Consider the following 21,974-nt stretch of genomic DNA (forward strand, 5'->3'; position numbering starts at 1 on the left):
ATGGCCAGGGACTTCCCGGGGCCGTGCACGACGTAGAGCGTGAGCAGTTCGAGCGTGCCGCGTTCGTGTTCGACGAGCAGCGACCGGGCAGGGCAACACTGTTTCTCACTCACGACCGGGCCAGCGGCAACCGCACCGTGAACTCCGTGCGGCCCGGCTCCGAAGAAACCGCGACCGTGCCGCCGTGCGCCGTCACCAGGGACTGGACCACCGACAGCCCCAGCCCGGTGCCGCCGTTGCCGCGGGTGCGGGAGTCGTCGACGCGGAAGAACCGGTCGAAGATCCGCTCCTGATCGGCGACCGCGATCCCCGGTCCCGCGTCGGTCACCCGCACGACGGCTTCGGCATCCGAGGCCGCCACCGAGACGTGCACCGCGGTCCCCGGCGGGGTGTGCACAGCGGCGTTGGCCAGCAGGTTGTCGAGCACCTGCCGCAACCGCACCGGGTCCGCGTGGACGAAAGCCGCATCGAAAGAAGTCGTCAGCGGATGGTCGGGACGCCCGGCGGCGAACGCGTCCGCCGCGTCGCCGGCCAGCTCGGCCAGGTCGACGCGCTCCGGCCGCAACGGCGTCTCGGCGGCCCGCGCGTCGAGCCGGGCCAGCAGGAGAAGATCGTCGACCAGCACGCTCATCCGCGCCGTCTCGGAGCGGATCTTGGCCAGGTGCGCTTCCCGCTCCGCCGGCTCGTTCGCCGCCGCGTAACGGAAAAGGTCGGCGTAGCCCCGGATCGACGTCAACGGCGTCCGCAGCTCGTGCGACGCGTCCGCGACGAACCGGCGCAGCCGCTCGTTCGCCTCCGTCTTCGCCGCCAGTGACGTGTCGATGTGCGCGAGCATCACGTTGAACGCCGTCCGCAGCTCCTCGACTTCGGCGCCGCCGCCGGTCCCCGCCGCGCGCACCGGCAGGGCGGGGTTCGCGGCGAGGTCGTGGGACGCGATGTCGTGCGCGGTGCCTGCCATGTCGGCCAGCGGGCGCAGGCCGCGGCTCAGCACCAGCCGCCCGACAACCACCAGCACGGCCAGCGCGAACGCGAACGCGCCGACCTCGACCCAGATCAGCTGCTGGACCGTGCCGTCGAGGTCCTTCTGCGGCGCGGCGGACAGCAGCACCGACCCGTTGTCGACCGGGCACGCCCGCACCCGGTACGGGCCGTCGTCGTGCAGGTAGATGTTCCGCGTGACGTCGCCGCCGGCCGCGTCGGCGGCGATCTTCGCCAGCTGCTGGGCGTCACCGGGCAGCTGGCCGCCGGGCTGCGGCGTCGCGACGCCGTCGCGCACCTTGTACAGCGCCGAGTACCACGAGTACACCGACTGCGGCGAGCCGTGCGTCTCACGCAGCTGCGGCAGCTGCGTGTTCTGGCTCTTGGACAGCTGCTCGTCGAGCCGCCGGTCGAGGTAGCCGTGCATGATCCCGACCATCGTGACGCCGACGGCCGCGAACACGACCAGCGCGAGCGCGCCGAGGCCGAGCGTGATCCGGGTGCCCAGCCGCGTGCGCTGCCAGGCCTCGTACCACCGGCGGAAGAAGCGCTTCACCGGTTGACCTGGCGCACGACGTACCCGACGCCGCGCACGGTGTGGATCAGCGGTTCGCCGTCGCCCGTGTCGACCTTGCGCCGCAGGTGCGAGATGACGAGTTCGACCACATTGGACCGGCCACCGAAGTCGTACTCCCAGACGTGGTCGAGGATCTGCGCCTTCGTCAGCACCGTCGGCGAACGGCGCATGAGGTAGCGCAGCAGCTCGTACTCGGTCGGGGTCAGCTCGGCGGGCGGCTGCTCGCCACGGCGGACCTCGCGGGTGTCCTCGTCCAGCGTCAGGTCGCCGACGCTCAGTACGGCACCGCGCGCCGCCGCCTGGTGCGCGACGCCGGTGCTGCGCCGCAGCACCGCCCGCAGCCGCGCCATCAGCTCCTCGACGGAAAACGGTTTCACGAGGTAGTCGTCACCCCCGCGGGTGAGCCCGGCGATCCGGTCGGCCGTCGCGTCCTTGGCCGTGAGGAACACCACGGGCACCGTGCTGCCGTTTTCCCGGAGGCGGTCGAGCACGGTGAAGCCGTCGAGATCGGGCAGCATCAGGTCGAGCACGACGATGTCCGGCCCGAACTCCGCGGCCTCGGCGAGCGCGGCCTTGCCGGACCCGGCCGTGACCGCGTGCCAACCCTCGTACCGGGCGACGGTGGCGACGAGGTCGGCGATGTGCGGCTCGTCGTCGACGACGAGCAGGCGCACGGGCTCGGAGGGCTGCACCACCCCATCTTCTCCCGGCGCCCGCGCGACCGGCGACCGGTGGCGCGGGCCGACAGGAATCCGACAGCCCGCACCCAGACTCGCCACAGGCTGCGCGGCGAGGCTGACCTTCGTGAACCGAACCCGAGGGGGATCCGTGTGACCAGCATGACGCAGACCGCCGAGGCCACGCGCCCGGCGATCCGCCCCCGGATCGCCGCGAAATCCGGCCTCTTCCTCTTCCTGGGCGCCAACGTGGCCGCCGTCACGCTGCTCTTCGCCGAAGCCGGCCTGTCCCAGAACGTGCTGATCAGCATCGGCAGGCTCGCCGGGATGTTCGGCGCCCTGGCGATGGCCTGCCAGCTGCTGCTCGTGGCCCGGCTGCCCTGGCTGGACCGGCGGATCGGGATGGACCGGCTCACCACCTGGCACCGCTGGACCGGCTTCACGATCCTCTGGACCCTGCTGGCGCACCTGGTGTTCATCGCGTTCGGGTACGCGGAGGTCTCGAACAAGGGCGTCGTCGACGAACTGGTCGAAATGGCCAACACGCTCGAAGGCATCCTGCGGGCGCTGGTCGCGTTCGCCGTCATCCTCATCGTGGGCGCGGCTTCGGCGAAGTTCGCGCGCAAGCGGCTGGCGTACGAGACGTGGCACTTCATCCACCTCTACACCTACGCCGCGGTCGTGCTGGCGTTCGCCCACCAGATCGCGCTCGGCACGTCGTTCGCCAGCGCCCCGACGGCCAAGGCCTACTGGTGGACGCTCTGGCTGGGCGCCGGCGCCGCCGTGCTCGCCGGGCGCGTCGTGCTCCCGATGTGGCGGAACCTGCGCCACCGGCTGCGCGTCACCGCGGTCGTTTCCGAGGCGCCGGACGTGGTTTCGGTGTACATGACGGGCCGGAACCTCGACAAGATGCCCGCGCGGGCGGGCCAGTTCTTCCTGTGGCGGTTCCTCACGAAGGACCGCTGGTACCAGGCCAACCCGTTCTCGCTGTCCGCCGCGCCCGACGGCCGCACGCTGCGCCTGACCGCGAAGGCACTCGGCGACTCCAGCGCGTCGCTGCGCAGCCTGCGGATCGGGACGCGCGTGTTCGCCGAAGGCCCGTACGGCGCGTTCACGACGATCCACCAGCAGCGGCCCAACGCGCTGCTCGTGGCGGGCGGTGTCGGCATCACGCCGATCCGGGCGCTGCTGGAGGACATCGACGGCCACGTCGTCGTCCTCTACCGGGTGCGCACGCAGGCCGACGCGGTCTTGCTGCCCGAGCTCAACGGGCTCGCGAAGGCCCGCGGCGCGGTGGTGAGCGTCCTCACCGGATCGGACCAGGCGGTCGGCCCGCGCGGGGCGATGCTCGGCCCGGCGAACCTGCACATGATGGTGCCGGACGTGCACGAGCGGGATGTGTTCGTCTGCGGTCCGCCGGGGATGACGTCGGCCGTGCTGCGCAGCCTGCGCGAGCTGCGCGTGCCGAAAGCCCAGGTCCACGCCGAACGCTTCAGCCTCGCGGCCTAAGGGGACGTTGTGAAGAGGACCATTTTCGTCGTCGCGCTTTCGATCGCGGGGTTCATCGCGGTCTGGCGGTTCGAGCCGGGACCGGTGCACAACACCGCCGTCGCCCAGGCGCCGCCGCCGAGCATCGTCGCACCGTCCACATCGGCCGCTCCGCCGGCTTCGCCGTCACCGTCCACCACGTCCACACCGGACAGTACTAACGCGACAGTCACGACCCAGGGGTCCGTGGAGTCCAGCAACTACGGCACCGTGCAGGTCCAGGTGACCTTCACCGGCGCCCGGCTGGCCGCGATCACGCTGCTGCAGGCCCCGGACGGCGGCCGGGCGCTCACCGCGTTGCCACGCCTGCAGGAAGAAGCCATGAAAGCGCAGAGCGCCGACATCGACACGATCACCGGCGCGACCGAGACGAGCGAGTCGTACAAGACGTCGCTGCAGGCGGCCATCGACGCCCGGGGCAACAGATGACCACGCGCGTCGAGCAGGTGATGGGCCTGCCGATCTCCCTCGACCTGAGGGATGAAGGCGATTTCGCCGAGATCGTCGACGAGGTCTTCGCCTGGTTCCGCGACGTCGACGCCCGGTTCAGCCCGTTCAAGGAGGACAGCGAGGTCAGCCGCTACGACCGCGGCGAGCTGACGGCGGCCGAGCTGACCGACGACCTGCTGGAGGTCCTGGAGCTCTGCGCGTACTACGAGCAGCTCTCCGGCGGCGCGTTCCGCGCGCGGCTGCCCGGCCGCGGGCTCGACCCGTGCGCGGTGGTCAAGGGCTGGGCGGTGCAGCGCGCCGCCGACATGCTCAAGGCCGAGGGCGCGACGACGTTCTGCCTCAACGCCGGCGGCGACGTCGTCACCGCGGGCGAGCCGCAACCGGGACGGCCGTGGCGGGTCGGCGTGCGCCACCCCGAGCAGCCGCTCGCCGTCTGCGCGGTGCTGGAGTCGCGCAACGGCGCCATCGCGACGTCGGCGGCCTACGAGCGCGGCTCCCACATCGTCGACGGCCGGTCGGGGACGCCGGCGACCGGGCTGATGAGCGTCACGGTCGTGGCCGGCGACCTGGTCACCGCCGACGCGCTGGCCACCGCGGCCTTCGCGATGGGCTCCGAGGGCATCTCGTGGGCGGCCGACCGGCCGGACTGCGAGATCCTCATCGTCGACGACAGCCGCCGCGTGCACCGGACCGCGGGCCTGGCGCTGGCTTCGTAAATCGGTTCGCCCTCGTCCGGGCGGTCGGCCAGACTCGACGGCACCCGATCCCGAGGAGTGCCATGCCGTCGTCCGTCCTGCACGTGTCCGTCGACTGCGCCGACCCGTACGCGCTCTGCCAGTTTTGGAGCCAGGTCACCGGGAAGCCGGTCCCCGACGAGGACCAGCCCGGGGACGACGAGTGCGGCATCGAACTCGAGGGCGGCATCGACATGCTGTTCCTCCGCGTCCCCGAGCCGAAGACCGTGAAGAACCGCATGCACGTCTGCCTGCGGCCGGACGTCCCGCGCGACGAAGAGGTCGAGCGCATCCTGGGCCTGGGCGCCACGCTGGTGAACGACCTCCGCAAGCCGGACGGCAAGGGCTGGGCCGTGCTCGCCGACCCGGAGGGCAACGAGTTCTGCGTGCTGCGCAGCGCGGCCGAGCGGGCAGCGACGTCGTGACGGACTCGTTCGCCGTCAACAAGGCCAACTGGGACGAACGCGCGGTGCTGCACGCGGCGTCGCCGGACTACAGTTTCGCGGCCCTCGCGGCGGACCCGGCACACCTGAGCGGCGTCGTGCGGTTCGACCGGCCGCGCTTGGGCGACATCGCCGGGCTGCGCGCGGTCCACCTGCAGTGCCACATCGGGACGGACACCGTTTCCCTTTCCCGGCTGGGCGCTTCGATGACCGGCCTCGACTTCTCGGGCCCGGCGCTGACGGCAGCGCGGCGGCTCGCGTCCGCCACGGGCGCCGACATCGACTTCCACAAGGCGAACGTCTACGACGCCGTCGAAGTGCTCGGTGCCGGGCGGTTCGACCTGGTCTACACCGGGATCGGCGCGTTGTGCTGGCTGCCTTCGGTCGCACGCTGGGCGTCGGTGGTCGCCGGCCTGCTGCGGCCCGGTGGCCGGCTGTTCATCCGCGAAGGCCACCCGATGCTGTGGGCGCTCGACGAGACCGCGGACCCGGCGTGGCCGCGCTACTCGTACTTCGAGCACGCCGAACCGCTGGTGTCCGACGAGCCCGAAACGTACGTCGCGGTCGACCGGCCGCTGGAGAACAGCATCAGCCATTCGTGGAACCACTCCCTCGGCGAGACCATCACCGCGCTGCTGGACAACGGCCTGGCGCTGACCGGGTTCACCGAGCACGACAGCGTCCCGTGGAACGCGATCCCCGGGCAGATGACGCAAGACGAGGCCGCGGACGAGTGGCGGATGACGGACACGCCGTCGCGGGTGGCCGCGAGCTACACGCTCCAGGCGGTCAAGGGCGGCTGAATAGGGTGACGGCATGGCACGTCCCCTGATCGCCGTCGCCACGCTGGGCGGCACCATCTCGATGGCCCCCGTTTCCGGCGAGGGCGGCGCCGTCCCCCGGCTCGGCGCTTCGGAACTGCTCGGTGGCCTCGGCGAGCTCCCGATGGACGTGCTGGCCGAGACCCTGGCCGGGATCGGCAGCGCGTCGCTGGACTTCGCGACGCTGCTGCGGTGCCGCGAGTGGGGGGTGCGGCAGGACGCCGACGGGTTCGTCGTCGTGCAGGGCACGGACACCCTTGAGGAGACGGCGTACTTCCTCGAGCTGTGCTGGCCGTCGGAGATCCCGGTGGTGGTCACCGGGGCGATGCGCAACGCGGGCCTGCTCAGTCCGGACGGGCCGGCGAACCTGCGCACCGCGCTGACCGTGGCGGCCGATCCGCGCAGCCGCGGGCGGGGCGTGCTGGTGACGCTGAACGACGACGTCCACGCGGCGCGCTGGGTGCGAAAGGCGCATTCGAGCCACCTGGAAGCGTTTTCGTCGGCGCCCGCGGGTCCGCTCGGCATGGTCGTCGAGCGGGCGGTGCACTGGTTCCACCCGTCGCCGCCACGGCTTCCCACCCTGGCCGGTGGTGATTTCGCCGGGCTGGTGCCGGTGGTCGAAGCCGGTCTGGACGACTCGGGCGCGGTGCTTTCGTACGCGGCTTCGCAGCCGGGAGTGCGCGGCGTGGTGGTGGCAGCGACGGGCGCGGGCCACGTCTCGTCGGGTACGGCCGACGTGGTGGCGCGACTGGTGTCGTCGTTGCCGGTGGTGGTCGCTTCGCGGACCGGCGCGGGCCCGACGCTGCGATCGACGTACGGTTTCCACGGCTCGGAGTCGAGCCTCATCGCGATGGGCGCGACGATGGCCGGTTGGCTGGACGCGCGCAAGTCGCGGATCCTGCTGCACACGCTGCTCGCGGCCGGCGCGGACCGGCAGACGATCGAGCGCGAGTTCCGGGCACGTGGCGACCTGGACTAGGCAGCCCGCGAGCGAGCTGGCAGCAGCGGGCGCCTGGTTCAGTCCAGGACCGGGCCGCCCAGCGGGTCGAGGTGGTACGTACGCATCTCGCGCTCGGCGTCACGGTAGACGTGGATCGAGATCGCCGGGTCCGGACCGTCGTTGCGCACCTCGTGCACGTACCCCGGGCCGAACACCCGCGACTGCCCCGCCGAGAGCGCGTGCAGCTCGGTGACCGCGCGGCCGCCCGGCGCACGGCGGGCCACCGCCTCCGTCAGGTGGCCGCTGACCAGCGTGAACGCGCCGCTGGCGAACGCGTGGTCGTGCAGATCGGTGCGCTGGCCGGGCAGCCAGCTCATCAGCCAGACCTCCTGCTGCTCGTCCTTCTCGACGAGCGCCGCGAAACGCTCGTCGGGGTCGTAGCGCAGCAGGTGCTTCCAGCGGTCGCGGTCGGCGGCGACCTCCAGCGCGACGCGCACGGGGTGGCGCAGCGCGGGGTTCTCGGGACGCAGCAGGGTGTTGTCCGGAACGGCGAACATGAGGGTCCTCACGGAAGAGAAAAGGGAGTGTCGAACTGGGCCGGGGCGGGGTTCACCGACAACAGCGACACGCGCACATGACGGCGCGAAGGCCGTGGCGGCCCCGCAGCTCAGTCATCTCGCACGCGAACATGGCGACCAGAGTTCCGTACGGCCCCGGCCCGGTCAAGCCGCTCCCACCATCCGGGCGGTAGGTCACACCGCGTTTCGTCAGGACCACTCGTGCTTCTGCGAGCGACCCAGCAGTTCGGCGCCGGCCTGCCGCGGGTCGACACCCTCGTGGCACACGCGGTGCATCGCGTCGGTGATCGGCATGTCGACACCGACGCTCGCGGCCAGCGCCCGGATCGACGAGCACGACATCACACCCTCGGCGACCTGCCCGCCACCCGCCGCCTGCGCCTGTTCGAGGGTCTCGCCGCGGCCGAGGCGCTCGCCGAACGTCCGGTTGCGCGAAAGCGGCGACGAGCACGTCGCGACCAGGTCGCCGACGCCGGCGAGCCCGGCGAACGTCAGCGGGTCGGCGCCCAGTTTCGCCCCGAGGCGCGCCATTTCGGCCAGGCCGCGGGTGATGAGCGTCGCCATCGTGTTGGTGCCGAGGCCGAGGCCCGCGGCCATCCCGGTGCTGAGCGCGATGACGTTCTTGCACGCGCCGCCGAGCTCGCAACCGACGACGTCGGTGTTCGTGTACGGGCGGAAGTAAGAGTTGGCGCAGGCGCGCTGGATCGCGACGGCGCGTTCGTGGTCGGCGCAGGCCAGCACCGACGCGGACGGCTGCCCGGCGGCGATCTCCTTGGCCAGGTTCGGCCCGGTCACGACCACGACCTCGCCGGCGTCGATTCCGACGATTTCGCCGATCACCTCGCTCATCCGCTTGAGCGTGCCGAGTTCGACGCCCTTGGCCAGGCTGACGAGGATCGCTTCGGGCGGCAGCAGGGGCCGCCACTCCGAGAGGTTCGCCCGCAGGCTCTGGCTGGGCACGGCCAGCACGACGGCCTGGGCGCCGTCGAGGGCCTTCGCCGGGTCGCTGGTGGCGGTGATGTTCTCCGGCAGTCCGACGCCGGGCAGGTAGGCGCTGTTGACGTGCCGCTCGCGGATGTCGTCGGCGACCTGCTCGCGGCGCGCCCACATGGTGACGTCGCGCCCGGCGTCGCCGAGCACCTTCGCGAAGGCGGTGCCCCACGAGCCGGCCCCGAGCACGGTGACCCGCTGGACGTCGGCGCGCATCAGGCGGGGTCCCCCGGCTTCGCCGACGGCGGTTCCTCATGCCGGATCTCGCCGAGCAGGCGGGTCACCTCGTCCATCATGACCTTGGTGACCTCCCGCAGCTTCGACGCGCTGCGCGTGTTGCCGCCGCGGTAGGCGGAGAGGTCGATCGGGTCGCCCACGCTGTGGGTGATGGTCTTGCGCGGGAAGGGCGTGAACTTCTTGGTGTAGCCGTCGAAGATCTGGTTGGTGCCCCAGCGCGCGATGGGGATGACGGGGACGTCGTTCTGGATCGCGAGCCGCGCGGCGCCGGTGAAGGAGTCCTTCGGCCAGCCGGCCGGGTCCTTGGTGATGGTGCCCTCGGGGTAGATCACGACGATCTTGCCCTCCTGCAGGGCCTGGTGCGCGGCCTTGAGGCTGTCCCCGGCGGCGGCCGACCCGCGCGAGACGGGGATCTGCCCGGAGCCGACGAAGACCTTCCCGAAGACGGGGACGCGAGTCAGGCTTTCCTTGCCGAGAAACCGCGGCACCCGCTTCGCCCGGTGCACGAACACGGCGTCGACGACCGGATCGAGGTGCGAGATGTGGTTCAGCACGAGCAGCGCGGGCCCCTGCCGCGGAACCTTCTCGTCCCCGACGTAGACCCGCCGCGCGATGCCGGTGAGCGGGTAGAACACAGCGGCGGCCAACCCCACCCAGAAGCCGCCCTTCTCACGCCGGGCCACGATCTCCTCCTCCACGTGTCACGTCCGCCCCAGATCCTGCCGCGCCGGGGTGAGGGCAGTCCAGGGAGGGTGCCTTCGACGAGGTCGGGGCACTGATCGGCGGGGTTGTGGCGGGAGTCCGAAGGTCATGAACGAGTCGTTCATAACGTCGGACGCCGGGGTCTCGGCAAAGGTCTTGAATGAGTCATTCAGGACCTCCCAAGACCTGAATGACTCATTCAGGACGCCACCGCGTCCGCCGATGCCGCCGGATGACCGCCGAGCCAGACCCGGCCACCGACTTCGCCGGCCCCCTGACGTCGGACGAGGTGAACGAGTCGTTCACCTCGTCGGCACGGCGGCGTCGACGAGTGGCCGGCGAAACTCGAGCGGCCGCGGGGTCGACCGAGCAGCCCACCCACCCACAGCCCACCCACCCACAGCCCACCCACCCACAGCCCACCCACCCACAGCCCACCCACCCAAAGGGGGCCACCTCCCTGGGGCAACCCCCGTCTCGAACGTATCGCCGCCCACCGACAACACCCGCCCCGAAAGCCCCTCACCCCCGGACTTGTCCACAACACCCGTCGCCTGTGGACAACCTGCCCCTCCCGCCGACACCCACCCGCCGTTTCGGGTAAAGATGGACACGTGGACGTGGACCTGGTCGTGCCGATGAAACACCCCCGCGACGGCAAGTCGCGGCTGCGTGGTGCCGTCGAGGCCGACCTGCACCCCGGTCTCGTCCTCGCGCTCGCCGCCGACACCCTCGCCGCCGTGACCTCCGGCGCCCACGTCCGGCGGGTCCTGCTCGTCGCTGCCGATCCCGCGGCCGTCGCCGAACTCGCCCAGCTCGGCGTGGAGATCGTCGCGGAACCCGCCGAGCGCACCCTCAACGCCGCCTTCCGCCACGGCGCGGAACTCCTCCGGCGAGACGATCCGGGCTCCGTCGTCGGCGCCCTCCAAGCCGACCTCCCCGCCCTGCGCGCCGGCGACCTGGCCGACGCCCTCGCCGAAGCCGCGGGGAACCGGGCCTTCGTCGCCGATCGGCAGGGCACCGGCACCACCCTCCTGCTGTCCGCCCCCGGCGCCGCCCTCGACCCGCACTTCGGCCCGGGCTCGGCGCGCGAACACACCGCCTCCGGAGCGGTTCCGCTCCGAGGAGCCCTCCCGAGCCTGCGCAGCGACGTCGACACCCCGGAAGACCTCGCCCACGTGCGCGCGCTGGGTGTCGGGAAACACACCGCGGAGCTGTTCACCTGACCTTCACCGCGGCCTGCGCAATTCGGCCGGGCTTAGTGAAGAATGGGTGCCGTGAGCACAGACGACGGCGGCACACCCGCACCGCGGAGGCGACGGAACCCGGCGAGCGAATCTTCGGAGCCGGCGAAGAAGACCACCGCCCGGACCCCCGCGGCCAAACCGGCCGCCGGCAAGAAGGTCCCGTCGAAGTCGACCGCACGTGACACCGCCGCCCGTGCCAACGCCGGGAAGCCCAGGCCCCGCAAGACCACCGCCGCCGCGGCCACGCCCCGGCGCCGCGCCAGCGAGCGCCCCGGCGAGGAGTTCCGCGCCGGCCCGTCCGCGCCGCCCGCGGTCACCGCCGCCCCGACCGCCACCGAGACGCTGCCGGACGACCGCTACTTCAACCGCGAGCTTTCGTGGCAGGACTTCAACGCCCGTGTGCTCGCGCTGGCCGAGGACGAGTCGCAGCCGCTGCTCGAACGCACGAAGTTCCTCGCCATCTTCGCGTCCAATCTGGACGAGTTCTACATGGTCCGCGTCGCCGGCCTGAAGCGCCGCGACGAGACCGGCCTGCTGGTGCGCAGCGCGGACGGGCTCACCCCGCGCGAGCAGCTCGACTACATCGCCAAGCGCAACCAGGACCTGGTCGAGCGGCAGACCGGCGCGTTCGAGAAGCACCTGCGCCCGCAGCTGGCCGAGCACGACATCCTGATCGTCGGCTGGGCCGACCTCTCCGGCGCCGACCAGCTCCGGCTGTCCAGCTACTTCTCCGAGCAGATCTTCCCGGTGCTGACGCCGCTGGCCGTCGATCCGGCGCACCCGTTCCCGTACATTTCGGGCCTTTCGCTCAACCTCGCGGTCACGGTCCGCGACCCGGAGGGCGGCACCGAGCGCTTCGCCCGGGTGAAGGTGCCGAGCAACGTGCCGCGCCTGATGCGCGTCGAGCCCGAGCGGACCAGCCGGACGGCGACGTTCCTGCCCCTCGAAGAGCTCATCGCCGCACACCTCGGCGAGCTGTTCACCGGGATGGACGTCACCGAGCACCACGTCTTCCGCGTCACCCGCAACGCCGACTTCGAGGTCGACGAAGACCGCGACGAAGACCTCCTGCAGGCCCTCGAGCGCGAGCTGGCGCAGCGCCGGTTCGGACCGCCGGTGCGCCTCGAGGTCGCGCAGGACATGAGCGAGCACATGCTCGAGCTGCTGCTGCGCGAGCTGGACGTCGACCCGGCCGACGTCGTCGAGGTGCCCGGCCTGCTCGACCTGACTTGTCTGCACCAGCTGTCCGGAGTGGACCACAAGGAGCTGAAGGACCGGCCGTTCGTGCCGGCGACGCACCCCGCGTTCGGCGAGCGCGAGACGCCGAAGAGCGTCTTCGCGACCCTTCGCGAGGGTGACGTCCTCGTGCACCACCCGTACGACTCGTTCTCCACGAGCGTGCAGCGGTTCATCGAGCAGGCGGCGGCGGACTCGAAGGTCCTCGCGATCAAGCAGACGCTGTACCGGACGTCGGGCGACTCCCCGATCGTCGACGCGCTGATCGACGCCGCGGAGGCGGGCAAGCAGGTCGTCGCGCTGGTCGAGATCAAGGCGCGGTTCGACGAGCAGGCGAACATCACCTGGGCGCGGACGCTGGAGCGCGCGGGCGTGCACGTCGTGTACGGCCTGGTCGGGCTGAAGACGCACTGCAAGGTGTCGATGATCGTGCGCCAGGAGGGCTCGACCATCCGCCGCTACTGCCACATCGGCACCGGCAACTACAACCCGAAGACCGCGCGGCTCTACGAGGACATCGGCCTGTTCACCGCCGACCCGAGCATCGGCGCGGACGTCACCGACCTGTTCAACGTGCTCACCGGCTACTCCCGCCAGGACACCTACCGGACGATCCTCACGTCGCCACACGGCATCCGCCGCGGCATCGTGCGCGCGATCGGCGAGGAGATCGAGCTGGCGCGGGCCGGGCAGCACGCCGGCATCCGGATCAAGTGCAACTCGCTGGTCGACGAGCAGATCATCGACGCGCTCTACCACGCGTCGCAGGCCGGGGTGCCGGTCGAGATCGTGGTGCGCGGGATCTGCACGCTGAAGCCGGGCGTCGAAGGGCTTTCCGAAAACATCCACGTCCGGTCGATCCTGGGCCGGTTCCTGGAGCACTCGCGGGTCTTCCACTTCCGCGCCGGCGGCACGCACTGGATCGGCAGCGCGGACATGATGCACCGGAACCTGGACCGGCGGATCGAAGCGCTGGTGCGCGTCAAGGACCCGAAGCTGACCGCGCAGCTCGACAACATCTTCGACTCGGCGCTCGACCCGGCGACGCGGTGCTGGGTGCTGACCGCGAGCGGCGAGTGGTCGCCGTTCCCGGCCGACGGTTCGCGGGTGCGCGATCACCAGCTGGAGCTGGCGAAGCTGCACGGGGCCGCCGGATGACCCAGGAGGTACGGGCGGCCGGCGCGGTGCTGTGGCGCGGCGCCGGCAAGGCGACCGAAGTCGCCCTGGTCCACCGCCCGCGGTACGACGACTGGTCGTTGCCGAAGGGAAAGCTCGACCCCGGCGAGACGATCGCCGAAGCCGCCGTGCGGGAAGTGAAGGAAGAGACGGGGTTCGACGCGGTCCTGGGCCGCTACTTGGCCAGGACGGCGTACCCGGTGCCCGCGCGCACCGGCTCCGGCACGGTCCCGAAGACGGTCGACTACTTCAGCGCCGAAGCCGTTTCCGGTGAGTTCGCCGCGAACGACGAGGTCGACGAGCTGCGCTGGCTCGGCCCGACGGCGGCGGAGAAACTGCTGACGCGCCCGGAGGACGTGCGGGTGCTGCGCGCTTTCTGCGAGGTGCCGGTCGGCCTGACGACGCTGGTGCTGGTGCGGCACGCGAAAGCGGGCAAGCGCGACGAGTGGACCGGCGACGACGACCTCCGGCCGTTGTCGGAGGCGGGACAGCGCCAGGCGTCGGCGTTGCGGCGGGTGCTGGCGCTGTACGGGCCGGACCGGGTGCTGTCGGCGCCGCGGCTGCGGTGCGTGCAGACGGTGCACGGGGTCGCCGACGACGCCGGGATCGAGGTGCGGCACGAACCCCTGCTGTCGGAAGAGGGGTATTGGCCGGACCCGGTGCTGGGTGTCGCGCGGCTGCTGGCGGTCGCGGGCGACGGCGGGACGCCGGTGGTGTGCAGCCAGGGCGGGGTGATCCCGGACCTGGTCAGCGCGTTGGCCGACCGCGACGGCGTGGAGCTTCCGGCCGCGCGCGGAGGCGTGGTGCCGAGCAAGAAGGGCTCGTTCTGGGTCCTGTCGTTCCGCGCGCCCACGGCGGCGGAAGGCCCGGTCCTGCTGGCGGCCGACTACCACCCGAGCGCCTTGCCGACGCCCTCCCCCAGCCACCGCTGAGCCGGTTGTCCACACGCAGGCCATGATGTGGACAACGAAGCTCCGGCCGCGGTCTCTCCCGGCTTTCCGTCGGACACCCCCGATACGCTGGACAAGGGCACGCCCCCCAGGGAGGGCGGGGGCTGCCCTGGGGAGTGTGGGGCGGCTCCAGAGCGGGGCCCGGCGCAGGCGGAGTGGCGCGGCCGGGCTCGCAAGGTTGGCGACAGCAACGTCTTGAAAGCCTCATTCACGTCGTCGGACGACAGGGTCCCGGCAAAGTCGGGTGGCCAGGCCGGATCGGCGGTCGCTCCGGGGAGGCGGCGTGTCTTGAATGAGTCATTCAGGACCTCCGAAGACCTGAATGACTCATTCAAGACGTTTGGTGGGCCGGCGGCGAGCGTGCGACTGGACTTTGCCGGAGCCCTGTCGTCGGACAAGGTGAATGAGTCATTCACAACATCTCGGCCGCCCGACCAAGCGCGTCGCCCGGAGACGCGACCGGCTCAGCCCGAACCCCCGAAAGCGCCCGTCGAGGCCGGGAGCGGCGAGGCACGCCGTCGCCACAAGACAGCGCCGTGACAGTCGATCTTGGTGTACTGGATCCGGGTCCCGCTGGGCTGCGCCGGGCTAGGGGTACGGCGCATCCCGGGACGGGGGCCCGACTGTCGGCACCGTCGCCAGCAGTGCCCGGATCTGCGGGATGCGGGGGTCGCCGAGGCGCTGGCAGACGGTCAGCGCCTCGGCCCAATGCTCCCGCGCCTCCTCGCCCCGGCCGGTGCGGAGCTTGAGGCGGCCGAGGGTGATCCGGACGTCGATGGTGCCGTAGTCGGCGTTCAGCTCCTTCAGCTCGGCGAGCGCTTCCAGGCCTGCCTTCTCCGCTTCGTCCTGCCGCCCGGCGCCTTCGAGTGCTTCGGCGACGTTTCCCAGCGCCAGCGCCGCGTGGTAGCGGTCGCCCAGGTCGGCGAAGGCCTGGTGCGCGGCCTGCGCGGCTTCGGCGGCGTTGTCGTAGTTGCGCAAGCCGATGCGGCTGGCGCTGACGTTGAGGAGGGCGTGCGGCACGAACGTCCGCTGGCCGTGGTCGCGCGCGAGACGAACCGCCTGGAGGGCGTAGCGCTCGGCTTCGGCGTACTCGGCACGGACGTAGTACGCGCCGGAGAGGTTGGACAGGATCGCCACCGCCAGCGCGGTTCCGTCGCCGGCCTCGGACGCCGCGCGCGCTTCCTCCAGGGCTTCGAGGGCCTTGTCGGGCTGGAGGGTGCGCAGGTAGGCCGAGCCGAGGTTGTTGGCGCTGTACTGCAGGCCGGTGTTGTCGCCCGCGCCGCGGGTGGCGTCGACGGCCGTCCGGGCGGTCGTGATCCAGTCGTCGCGGTCGTGGCGTTCGGCGAAGAACCCGCGCAGCAGCCACGCGAGCTTCCAGGCGTGGGCGGTGAAGCCGTTTTCGGCGGCGACGCCGACGAGCGCGGTGAGGGCCGCGCGTTCGGTCGTGTACCAGGCGATCGTCTGTTCGTGCTGGGTGAACCGGATGGCGGGCACCGGCGCGGGGCCGAGCGTGATGTCGTCGGTGAGCAGGTCGGGGCGGACGAGCTTGGTCGCCTCGGCGACGCTCGCGAGGTACCAGTCGAGAAGCCCGCGCCGCGCGGCCGCGCGTTCGGCCGCCGTCGTCTCGGTTTCGACGAGCTCGGCGGCGTAGACGCGCAGGAGGTCGTGGAACTGGTAGCGGTCGGTGCCGGGCTGGTTGAGCAGGTGCGCGGCGGCGAGCTGGTCGGCGAGTTCGCGGGCCTCGCGCAGGTCCGCCCCGGCCAGCGCGGCGGCCGAGGACAGGCTGAAGCCGTGGCCGGGGTGCAGGCCGAGCAGCCGGAAGAACCGCGCGGCGGCCGGGCGCAACGCCTTGTACGACCACGAGAACGCGGCCCGCAGGTCGGTGCCGGCGTCCTGCGGGTCGCGCAGGGTGTCGAGCCGCAGCCGCTGGTCGCGCAGTTCTTCGACGATCCCCGCGAGCGAGACGCCGGAAAACCGCGACGCGCGTTCCCCGGCCAGCGCCAGCGCGAGCGGAAGCCGGCCGCAGAGCTGGACGAGCTCGGCGACGGCGGCGGGTTCGGCGGCGAGGCGCTGCGGCCCGACGCTGCCGGCGAGCAGCGCGGTGGCGTCCTGGTCGTCGAAGGAGCGCAAGGCGATCCGGCGGGCGCCGTCGCGCGCGACGATGCCGCGCAGCTGGTTGCGGCTGGTCACGACGACGAGGTTGCCGGGGCCGGGCAGCAGCGGACGGACCTGGTCGGCGTCGCGCGCGTTGTCGAGCAGCATGAGCGTGCGGCTGCCGGCCAGCCGGCTGCGCAGGAGCGCCGAGCGTTCCTCCACTGTGGAAGGCAGCGTCTCGGGCGGCTCGCCGAGGGCGCGGAGGAAGCCGGCCAGCGCGGCGTCCGGGGTGACGGGCGTGCCCACGGAGTGGCCGCGCAGGTCCAGGAACAGCTGGCCGCCGGGGAAGCGGTCGCGGACGCGGTGCGACCAGTGCACGGCCAGCGACGTCTTCCCGACGCCCGCGGTCCCTTCGATGACGACGATGCCGGACGCGCCGCCGGGCGGCAGGCGGTCGAGTTCGGCGAGTTCGGGGCCGCGGCCGGTGAACCCGGCGACGTCGAAGGGCAGCTGCCGCGGCACAATGTGCACAGCCGGCCCGGTGTCGGCGGTGAGCAGTTCGGCGTGCAGGCGGCGCAGGTCCTCGCCCGGCTCGACGCCCAGCTCGTCGGCGAGCAACGCGCGCAGCCCGGCGTAACGGGCCAGCGCTTCGGCGCGGCGGCCGGAGCGGGCCAGGACGCGCACCAGCCGTTCCCACAACGATTCCCGCAGCGGGTGCTGCGCGACGAGGTCGGTGAGCTCGGCGACGAGCCGGGCATCGGGGACGAGCCCGGCGTCGAGGTCGATGCGCTGTTCGACGGCGAAGAGGTACCGCTCGGTCAGCAGCGGGCCCCATTCCGCGGCCAGCGCGGGGGAACCGATGCCTTCGAGGGGCGCGCCGCCCCAGGCGGCGAGCGCGGCGGTGAGCAGGCCCCGGCGACGGGCGGGGTCCGTCGCGGCGGCGGCCTGGTCGAGGGTGCGGAGGAAGCGCAGCGCGTCCACCCGGGACGGGTCGACGACCAGCCGGTACCCGTCCGGTTCGGTGACGACGGTTTCTTCGCCGCACAGCCGGCGCAGGCGCATGACGTAGGTCTGCAGGCTGCCCCGGATGTGCGCCGGCGGCTCTTCGCCCCAGACCCCGCGCGCGAGCGCGTCGATCGACACCAGGCGCCCCGCGGACAAGGCCAGTGTCGCGAGCAGCGCGCGCTGCCGGGAACTGGTCAGCACGACCGGCGAGCCGCCGACGAGCGCCTGGAACGGGCCGAGCAGCCGGATGTCGATGGTGGTCGCCCCCAGGGTTCGCGCGCGCCGCCGGGCACCCGCCGGACGCGGACCCCGAGGAGGGCAGCGTGGCATCACTCGGCCGGGCGCTCAAGCAACTTTGCGAAATTGGGCGGAACCGGTCCCGGGGTGGTCGGGTGCTCCGAGCGGGTGGTGCACGGGTCCCGTTCGGACGGCCGATCTTGGCAGTGGGTAACGCAGGTGTACCCGAACGGTCGGCTCACGTTCCGGCACAGTCGGTTCGCGTACCCGGAGGGTCGGCTCGCGTGTATGCCGGTACGCGAGTACGACCCGGCTCTCGAGTGCCGCGGTCCCGGGCGTCCGCGCCGGATCGCTTCTCCCCCACCGGGTCCGGAAACGCGGCAGGACCCCGCGCACATCCGCGCGGGGCCCTGCCGGAAAAGCCACTGGCCCAGCGGAGGTCACCCCCCAGGGGACCCCCGAATTTCACGTTACCGCAGGGGTCCGACAGTTTCGGGCGGTCAGCTCTTCTTCGCCGCCGTGGTCCGCCGGGCAGGTGCTTTGGCGGCCGTGGTCTTCCGGGCTGTCGTGGTCTTCGCGGCCGTTGTGGTCTTCGCGGCCGTCGTCTTCCGAGCCGTCGTCGACTTCGCGGCGGCCGGCTTGGCCGCCGTCGTCTTCGCCGCGGCCGTCTTCGGGGCCGCCGTCGTCTTCGGGGCCGCCTTGGCGCGCGTCGTCGTCTTCGGGGCCGCCTTCGCCGCCGTCGCGCGCGTCGTCGTCGCCGGCTTGGCCGCCGTCGCGCGGGTTCGCGTGGCCGTCGCGCGGGCAGTCGCCGGCTTCGCCGCTGCCGCGCGAGGCGTGGTCGCCCGCGTTGTCGTGGATGCGCGCGTGCCCGCGGTGGCGCGCTTGACCGGCGCCGCCTTGGCCAGCTTCTTCGCGCCGGAAATGACGTCCTTGAAGGTGGTCCCGGCGCGGAAGGCGGGCACGTTGGTCTTCTTGACCCGCACGGCCTCACCGGTGCGCGGGTTCCGAGCCGTGCGCGCCGCGCGAGCGCGCTTCTCGAACACCCCGAAGCCGGTGATGTTGACCTTTTCGCCCTTGTTGACCGTCCGGATGATGATGTCGACCAGACCGTCGACCGCCTCGGAAGCGGCCTTCTTGTCGCCCAGGCGCTCCGTCAGCGCCTCGATCAGCTGGGCCTTGTTGGCCATTCCAGTCCTCCAAGAAGGAAGTACTCGTCCACGGCCGCGTCGGGCCGACTAGCGACACGGTATTACCAAGACAGCACAAATTCCAGACGGGACGCGGAATCCTTCCCTTGCCGGGGGACGGGTTCCGCCTCGCGAAACGACCTCGAAAGGGCCGCCGGAGGTCCGTCTGGTGTCGTGTCGACAGCCGGCCGAAAAGGGCGGAATCCCTTGGAAGACAAGGAATCCCGCCCCGAAGCCGAGCTAGCCCACGGCGACCGGCGTCGTCGTCGGCTTCCAGGACGGGCGGGCCGCCTCGAAGCCGTCGATCTCACCGGCATGGCGCAACGTCAGAGCGATGTCGTCGAGGCCTTCGAGCAGCCGCCAGCGGACGTAGTCGTCGATCTGGAAGGGCGCGGTGAAGTCCTTGGCCCGCACGGTCTTGGTCTCGAGGTCGACCGTGACCTCGGTGCCGGGCTCGTTTTCGAGCAGCTTCCAGAGCAGTTCGACGTCGTGCTGCTCGCACTGCGCGGCCACCAGGCCGCCCTTGCCGGAGTTGCCGCGGAAGATGTCCGCGAACCGGGCGGAGATGACGGCCCGGAAGCCGTAGTCCTTCAGCGCCCAGACGGCGTGCTCGCGGGACGAGCCGGTGCCGAAGTCCGGGCCCGCGACGAGCACGCTGCCGCTCTTGAACGGCTCGGTGTTGAGGATGAAGTCCTGGTCACCGCGCCAGGCGGCGAACAGGCCGTCCTCGAAGCCGGTCCGGGTCACCCGCTTGAGGTAGACCGCCGGGATGATCTGGTCGGTGTCCACGTTGGACCGGCGCAGCGGGACGCCGACGCCGGTGTGCTGGGTGAACGGTTCCATGGCTGTAGCTCCTCGGGTGGGTCAGCGGGCGGCGGTCAGCAGGTCTTCCGGCGACGACAGCGTGCCCCGCACGGCCGTGGCGGCGGCCACGAGCGGCGAGACCAGGTGCGTCCGGCCGCCCTTGCCCTGCCGGCCCTCGAAGTTGCGGTTCGACGTCGACGCGCTGCGCTCGCCCGGCTTCAGCTGGTCCGGGTTCATGCCCAGGCACATCGAGCAGCCGGCCTGGCGCCACTCCGCGCCCGCGGCGGTGAAGACCTCGTCGAGGCCCTCCTCCTCGGCGGCCTTGCGGACGCGCATGGAGCCGGGAACCACCAGCATGCGGACCGAGTCCGCGACCTTCCGGCCGCGCAGCACCTCGGCCGCGGCCCGCAGGTCCTCGATCCGGCCGTTGGTGCAGGAGCCGAGGAAGACGGTGTCGACCGAGATCTCCCGCAGCGGCGTCCCGGGCTTCAGGTCCATATAGGACAGGGCCTTTTCAGCGGCGATGCGGTCGTTCTCGTCCGGGATCTGCTCCGGGTCGGGCACGTCGGCGCCCAGCGGGAGGCCCTGGCCGGGGTTGGTGCCCCAGGTCACGAACGGCGTCAGCTCGCTCGCGTCGAGGTGCACCTCGGCGTCGAACTCGGCGCCGTCGTCGGTGCGCAGCTGCCGCCAGTTTTCGACCGCCGTGTCCCAGTCGGCGCCGCTCGGCGCGTGCGGGCGGCCCTTCAGGTACGCGAAGGTCGTCTCGTCCGGGGCGATCATCCCGGCGCGGGCGCCGGCCTCGATCGACATGTTGCAGACGGTCATCCGGGCTTCCATCGAAAGCGCTTCGATGGCCTTGCCGCGGTACTCGAGGATGTAGCCCTGGCCGCCGCCGGTGCCGATCTTGGCGATCACCGCCAGGATGATGTCCTTCGCCGTGACGCCGGGGCGCAGCTCTCCGTCGACCGTGATCGCCATCGTCTTGAACGGCTGCAGCGGGAGCGTCTGCGTCGCCATGACGTGCTCGACCTCGGACGTGCCGATGCCGAAGGCGATGCCGCCGAACGCGCCGTGCGTCGAGGTGTGACTGTCGCCGCAGACCACGGTCATCCCGGGCTGGGTCAGGCCGAGCTGCGGGCCGATGACGTGCACGATGCCCTGCTCGGCGTCCCCCATCGGGTGCAGCCGGACACCGAACTCCTTGCAGTTGCGGCGAAGGGTGTCGACCTGGGTGCGCGAGACCGGATCGGCGATGGGGAGCTCGATGTCGACGGTCGGGACGTTGTGGTCCTCGGTCGCGATGGTCAGGTCGGGGCGGCGCAGCGGCCGCCCGGCCAGGCGGAGGCCGTCGAAGGCCTGCGGGCTGGTCACTTCGTGCAGGAGGTGGAGATCGATGTAGAGGAGGTCCGGTTCGGCGCCTTCGCCTCGGCGCACGAGGTGGCTTTCCCACACCTTCTCCGCCAGTGTGCGGGCCTTGCCGGTCGGGCTGGTCATCTCCGGCTCCTTCCACGTCTGTTGTGGTGGTGGAACTCGGGCGCACACCTGCGGAACTGGTGCGAGCCGCGAAGGGAGGGCGCAGCTCGAGTTCGGGTTTCCCAGATACTGGACTTCCCAAAGTGCGGGACGCTAGTATCGGGTCGTGGGACAGCATAGCGGTATCGGAGTACTGGACAAAGCAGTGGCCGTTCTGCAGGCGGTCGCGGACGACCCCTGCGGCCTCGCGGAACTGTGCACGCGGACGGGCCTGCCCCGGGCCACCGCGCACCGCCTCGCGGTCGGCCTCGAGGTGCACCGGCTGCTGCGCCGGGGTCCCGACGGCCGCTGGCGTCCCGGTACGGCGCTGGCCGAGCTGGCCGGCGGTTCGACGGACCCGCTGCTCGACGCGGCGGGCGTGGTGCTGCCGAAGCTGCGGGACGTCACCGGGGAAAGCGTGCAGCTCTACCGCCGCGACGGCGTGCAGCGCGTGTGCGTCGCGACGGCGGAGCCGCCGAGCGGCCTGCGCGACACGGTCCCGGTGGGCTCGCGGCTGCCGATGACGGCCGGCTCGGGCGCGAAGGTGCTGGCGGCGTGGGCGGATCCGCACACGCAGCGCACGATCCTGGCGGACGCGGTCTTCGGCGAGCGGACGCTGCTGGAGGTGCGCCGCCGCGGCTGGGCGCAGAGCGTGGCCGAGCGCGAGCCGGGCGTGGCCAGCATTTCGGCGCCGGTCCGCGATTCGGCGGGCACGGTCGTGGCGGCGGTGTCGGTGTCGGGCCCGATCGAGCGCATCGGCCGCAAGCCGGGCGCCCGCTGGGCGGCGGACCTGCTCGCGGCGGCGGACGCGTTGCAGGAACGCCTGTAACTCGCGCCCCATGAGTCACAGG

At 71.9% G+C, this 21,974-nt stretch carries 19 protein-coding genes; 10 read left to right on the top strand and 9 right to left on the bottom strand.

All coding sequences use genetic code 11. The annotated features are described in order from the left end of the window. Positions 1–109: 109 nt before the first annotated feature. Positions 110–1,534, bottom strand: a complete 1,425-nt coding sequence (locus tag AB0M59_RS13515) for a HAMP domain-containing sensor histidine kinase (RefSeq protein ID WP_364613589.1) — start codon at positions 1,532–1,534, stop codon at positions 110–112. Continuing rightward, the gene (locus AB0M59_RS13520; RefSeq protein ID WP_364614202.1) at positions 1,531–2,247 is read right to left on the bottom strand and encodes a response regulator transcription factor; all 717 of its coding nucleotides are present in this window, start codon (positions 2,245–2,247) and stop codon (positions 1,531–1,533) included. Before AB0M59_RS13520 ends, AB0M59_RS13515 begins: the two co-directional genes overlap by 4 nt. Before the next feature lie 147 nt (positions 2,248–2,394). On the opposite strand from AB0M59_RS13520, the gene AB0M59_RS13525 reads away from it, so the two are divergent. The 6 genes from AB0M59_RS13525 (at position 2,395) to AB0M59_RS13550 (ending at position 7,207) form a co-directional block, all read left to right on the top strand. Next, positions 2,395–3,741 carry a ferredoxin reductase family protein gene (locus tag AB0M59_RS13525; protein WP_364614205.1) on the top strand — a complete coding sequence of 449 codons (1,347 nt, stop codon included), beginning with the start codon at positions 2,395–2,397 and terminating at the stop codon, positions 3,739–3,741. 9 nt (positions 3,742–3,750) lie between these two features. Beyond that, a complete protein-coding gene (locus AB0M59_RS13530) occupies positions 3,751–4,209 on the top strand; it encodes an FMN-binding protein (RefSeq protein WP_364613591.1) in 459 nt (152 codons plus the stop codon). Beyond that, positions 4,206–4,946, top strand: coding sequence for an FAD:protein FMN transferase (locus AB0M59_RS13535; protein ID WP_364613594.1), 741 nt, complete (start codon positions 4,206–4,208; stop codon positions 4,944–4,946). Before AB0M59_RS13530 ends, AB0M59_RS13535 begins: the two co-directional genes overlap by 4 nt. A gap of 62 nt (positions 4,947–5,008) precedes the next feature. Next, the gene (locus tag AB0M59_RS13540; RefSeq protein ID WP_364613597.1) at positions 5,009–5,389 is read left to right on the top strand and encodes a VOC family protein; all 381 of its coding nucleotides are present in this window, start codon (positions 5,009–5,011) and stop codon (positions 5,387–5,389) included. Beyond that, a complete protein-coding gene (locus AB0M59_RS13545) occupies positions 5,386–6,210 on the top strand; it encodes a class I SAM-dependent methyltransferase (RefSeq protein ID WP_364613600.1) in 825 nt (274 codons plus the stop codon). The genes AB0M59_RS13540 and AB0M59_RS13545 overlap by 4 nt, the downstream gene beginning before the upstream one ends. 13 nt (positions 6,211–6,223) lie before the next feature. Beyond that, complete coding sequence (locus AB0M59_RS13550) at positions 6,224–7,207, top strand: asparaginase (RefSeq protein WP_364613603.1); 984 nt, start codon at positions 6,224–6,226, stop codon at positions 7,205–7,207. A 38-nt stretch (positions 7,208–7,245) separates the two neighbouring features. On the opposite strand, the gene AB0M59_RS13555 is transcribed toward AB0M59_RS13550, so the two are convergent. From AB0M59_RS13555 to AB0M59_RS13565, 3 genes are all read right to left on the bottom strand, one after another. Next, complete coding sequence (locus tag AB0M59_RS13555) at positions 7,246–7,725, bottom strand: cysteine dioxygenase family protein (RefSeq protein ID WP_364613606.1); 480 nt, start codon at positions 7,723–7,725, stop codon at positions 7,246–7,248. A gap of 210 nt (positions 7,726–7,935) precedes the next feature. Continuing rightward, positions 7,936–8,952: an NAD(P)H-dependent glycerol-3-phosphate dehydrogenase gene (locus AB0M59_RS13560; protein WP_364613609.1), complete on the bottom strand. Its 1,017-nt coding sequence runs from the start codon at positions 8,950–8,952 to the stop codon at positions 7,936–7,938. Further along, the gene (locus AB0M59_RS13565; protein WP_364613612.1) at positions 8,952–9,671 is read right to left on the bottom strand and encodes a lysophospholipid acyltransferase family protein; all 720 of its coding nucleotides are present in this window, start codon (positions 9,669–9,671) and stop codon (positions 8,952–8,954) included. The genes AB0M59_RS13560 and AB0M59_RS13565 overlap by 1 nt, the downstream gene beginning before the upstream one ends. Before the next feature lie 618 nt (positions 9,672–10,289). Between AB0M59_RS13565 and cofC the strand changes: the two genes are divergently transcribed. The 3 genes from cofC to AB0M59_RS13580 are packed head-to-tail and all read left to right on the top strand — an operon-like array spanning position 10,290 to position 14,266. Further along, positions 10,290–10,901: a 2-phospho-L-lactate guanylyltransferase gene (cofC, locus tag AB0M59_RS13570; RefSeq protein WP_364613615.1), complete on the top strand. Its 612-nt coding sequence runs from the start codon at positions 10,290–10,292 to the stop codon at positions 10,899–10,901. A 42-nt stretch (positions 10,902–10,943) separates the two neighbouring features. After that, a complete protein-coding gene (locus AB0M59_RS13575) occupies positions 10,944–13,316 on the top strand; it encodes an RNA degradosome polyphosphate kinase (protein WP_364613618.1) in 2,373 nt (790 codons plus the stop codon). Continuing rightward, a complete protein-coding gene (locus AB0M59_RS13580; RefSeq protein ID WP_364613621.1) occupies positions 13,313–14,266 on the top strand; it encodes an NUDIX hydrolase in 954 nt (317 codons plus the stop codon). Before AB0M59_RS13575 ends, AB0M59_RS13580 begins: the two co-directional genes overlap by 4 nt. A 606-nt stretch (positions 14,267–14,872) precedes the next feature. Here AB0M59_RS13580 and AB0M59_RS13585 read toward each other — a convergent pair. The 4 genes from AB0M59_RS13585 to leuC form a co-directional block, all read right to left on the bottom strand. Continuing rightward, positions 14,873–17,713, bottom strand: coding sequence for a BTAD domain-containing putative transcriptional regulator (locus tag AB0M59_RS13585; RefSeq protein WP_364613624.1), 2,841 nt, complete (start codon positions 17,711–17,713; stop codon positions 14,873–14,875). A gap of 407 nt (positions 17,714–18,120) precedes the next feature. Further along, on the bottom strand, positions 18,121–18,807 hold the full coding sequence (locus AB0M59_RS13590; protein ID WP_364613627.1) for an HU family DNA-binding protein: 687 nt from the start codon (positions 18,805–18,807) through the stop codon (positions 18,121–18,123). Positions 18,808–19,047: 240 nt separating this feature from the next. Then, positions 19,048–19,650 carry a 3-isopropylmalate dehydratase small subunit gene (gene leuD / locus AB0M59_RS13595; RefSeq protein ID WP_364613630.1) on the bottom strand — a complete coding sequence of 201 codons (603 nt, stop codon included), beginning with the start codon at positions 19,648–19,650 and terminating at the stop codon, positions 19,048–19,050. Positions 19,651–19,671: 21 nt separating this feature from the next. Beyond that, a complete protein-coding gene (leuC, locus tag AB0M59_RS13600) occupies positions 19,672–21,105 on the bottom strand; it encodes a 3-isopropylmalate dehydratase large subunit (protein WP_364613633.1) in 1,434 nt (477 codons plus the stop codon). A 145-nt stretch (positions 21,106–21,250) separates the two neighbouring features. Between leuC and AB0M59_RS13605 the strand changes: the two genes are divergently transcribed. Further along, entirely contained in the window at positions 21,251–21,952 is a 702-nt protein-coding gene (locus AB0M59_RS13605; RefSeq protein WP_051183801.1) for an IclR family transcriptional regulator, read from the top strand. Positions 21,953–21,974 lie beyond the last annotated feature (22 nt).

This window comes from Amycolatopsis sp. NPDC051371 (assembly GCF_040682155.1).
GTDB lineage: Bacteria > Actinomycetota > Actinomycetes > Mycobacteriales > Pseudonocardiaceae > Amycolatopsis.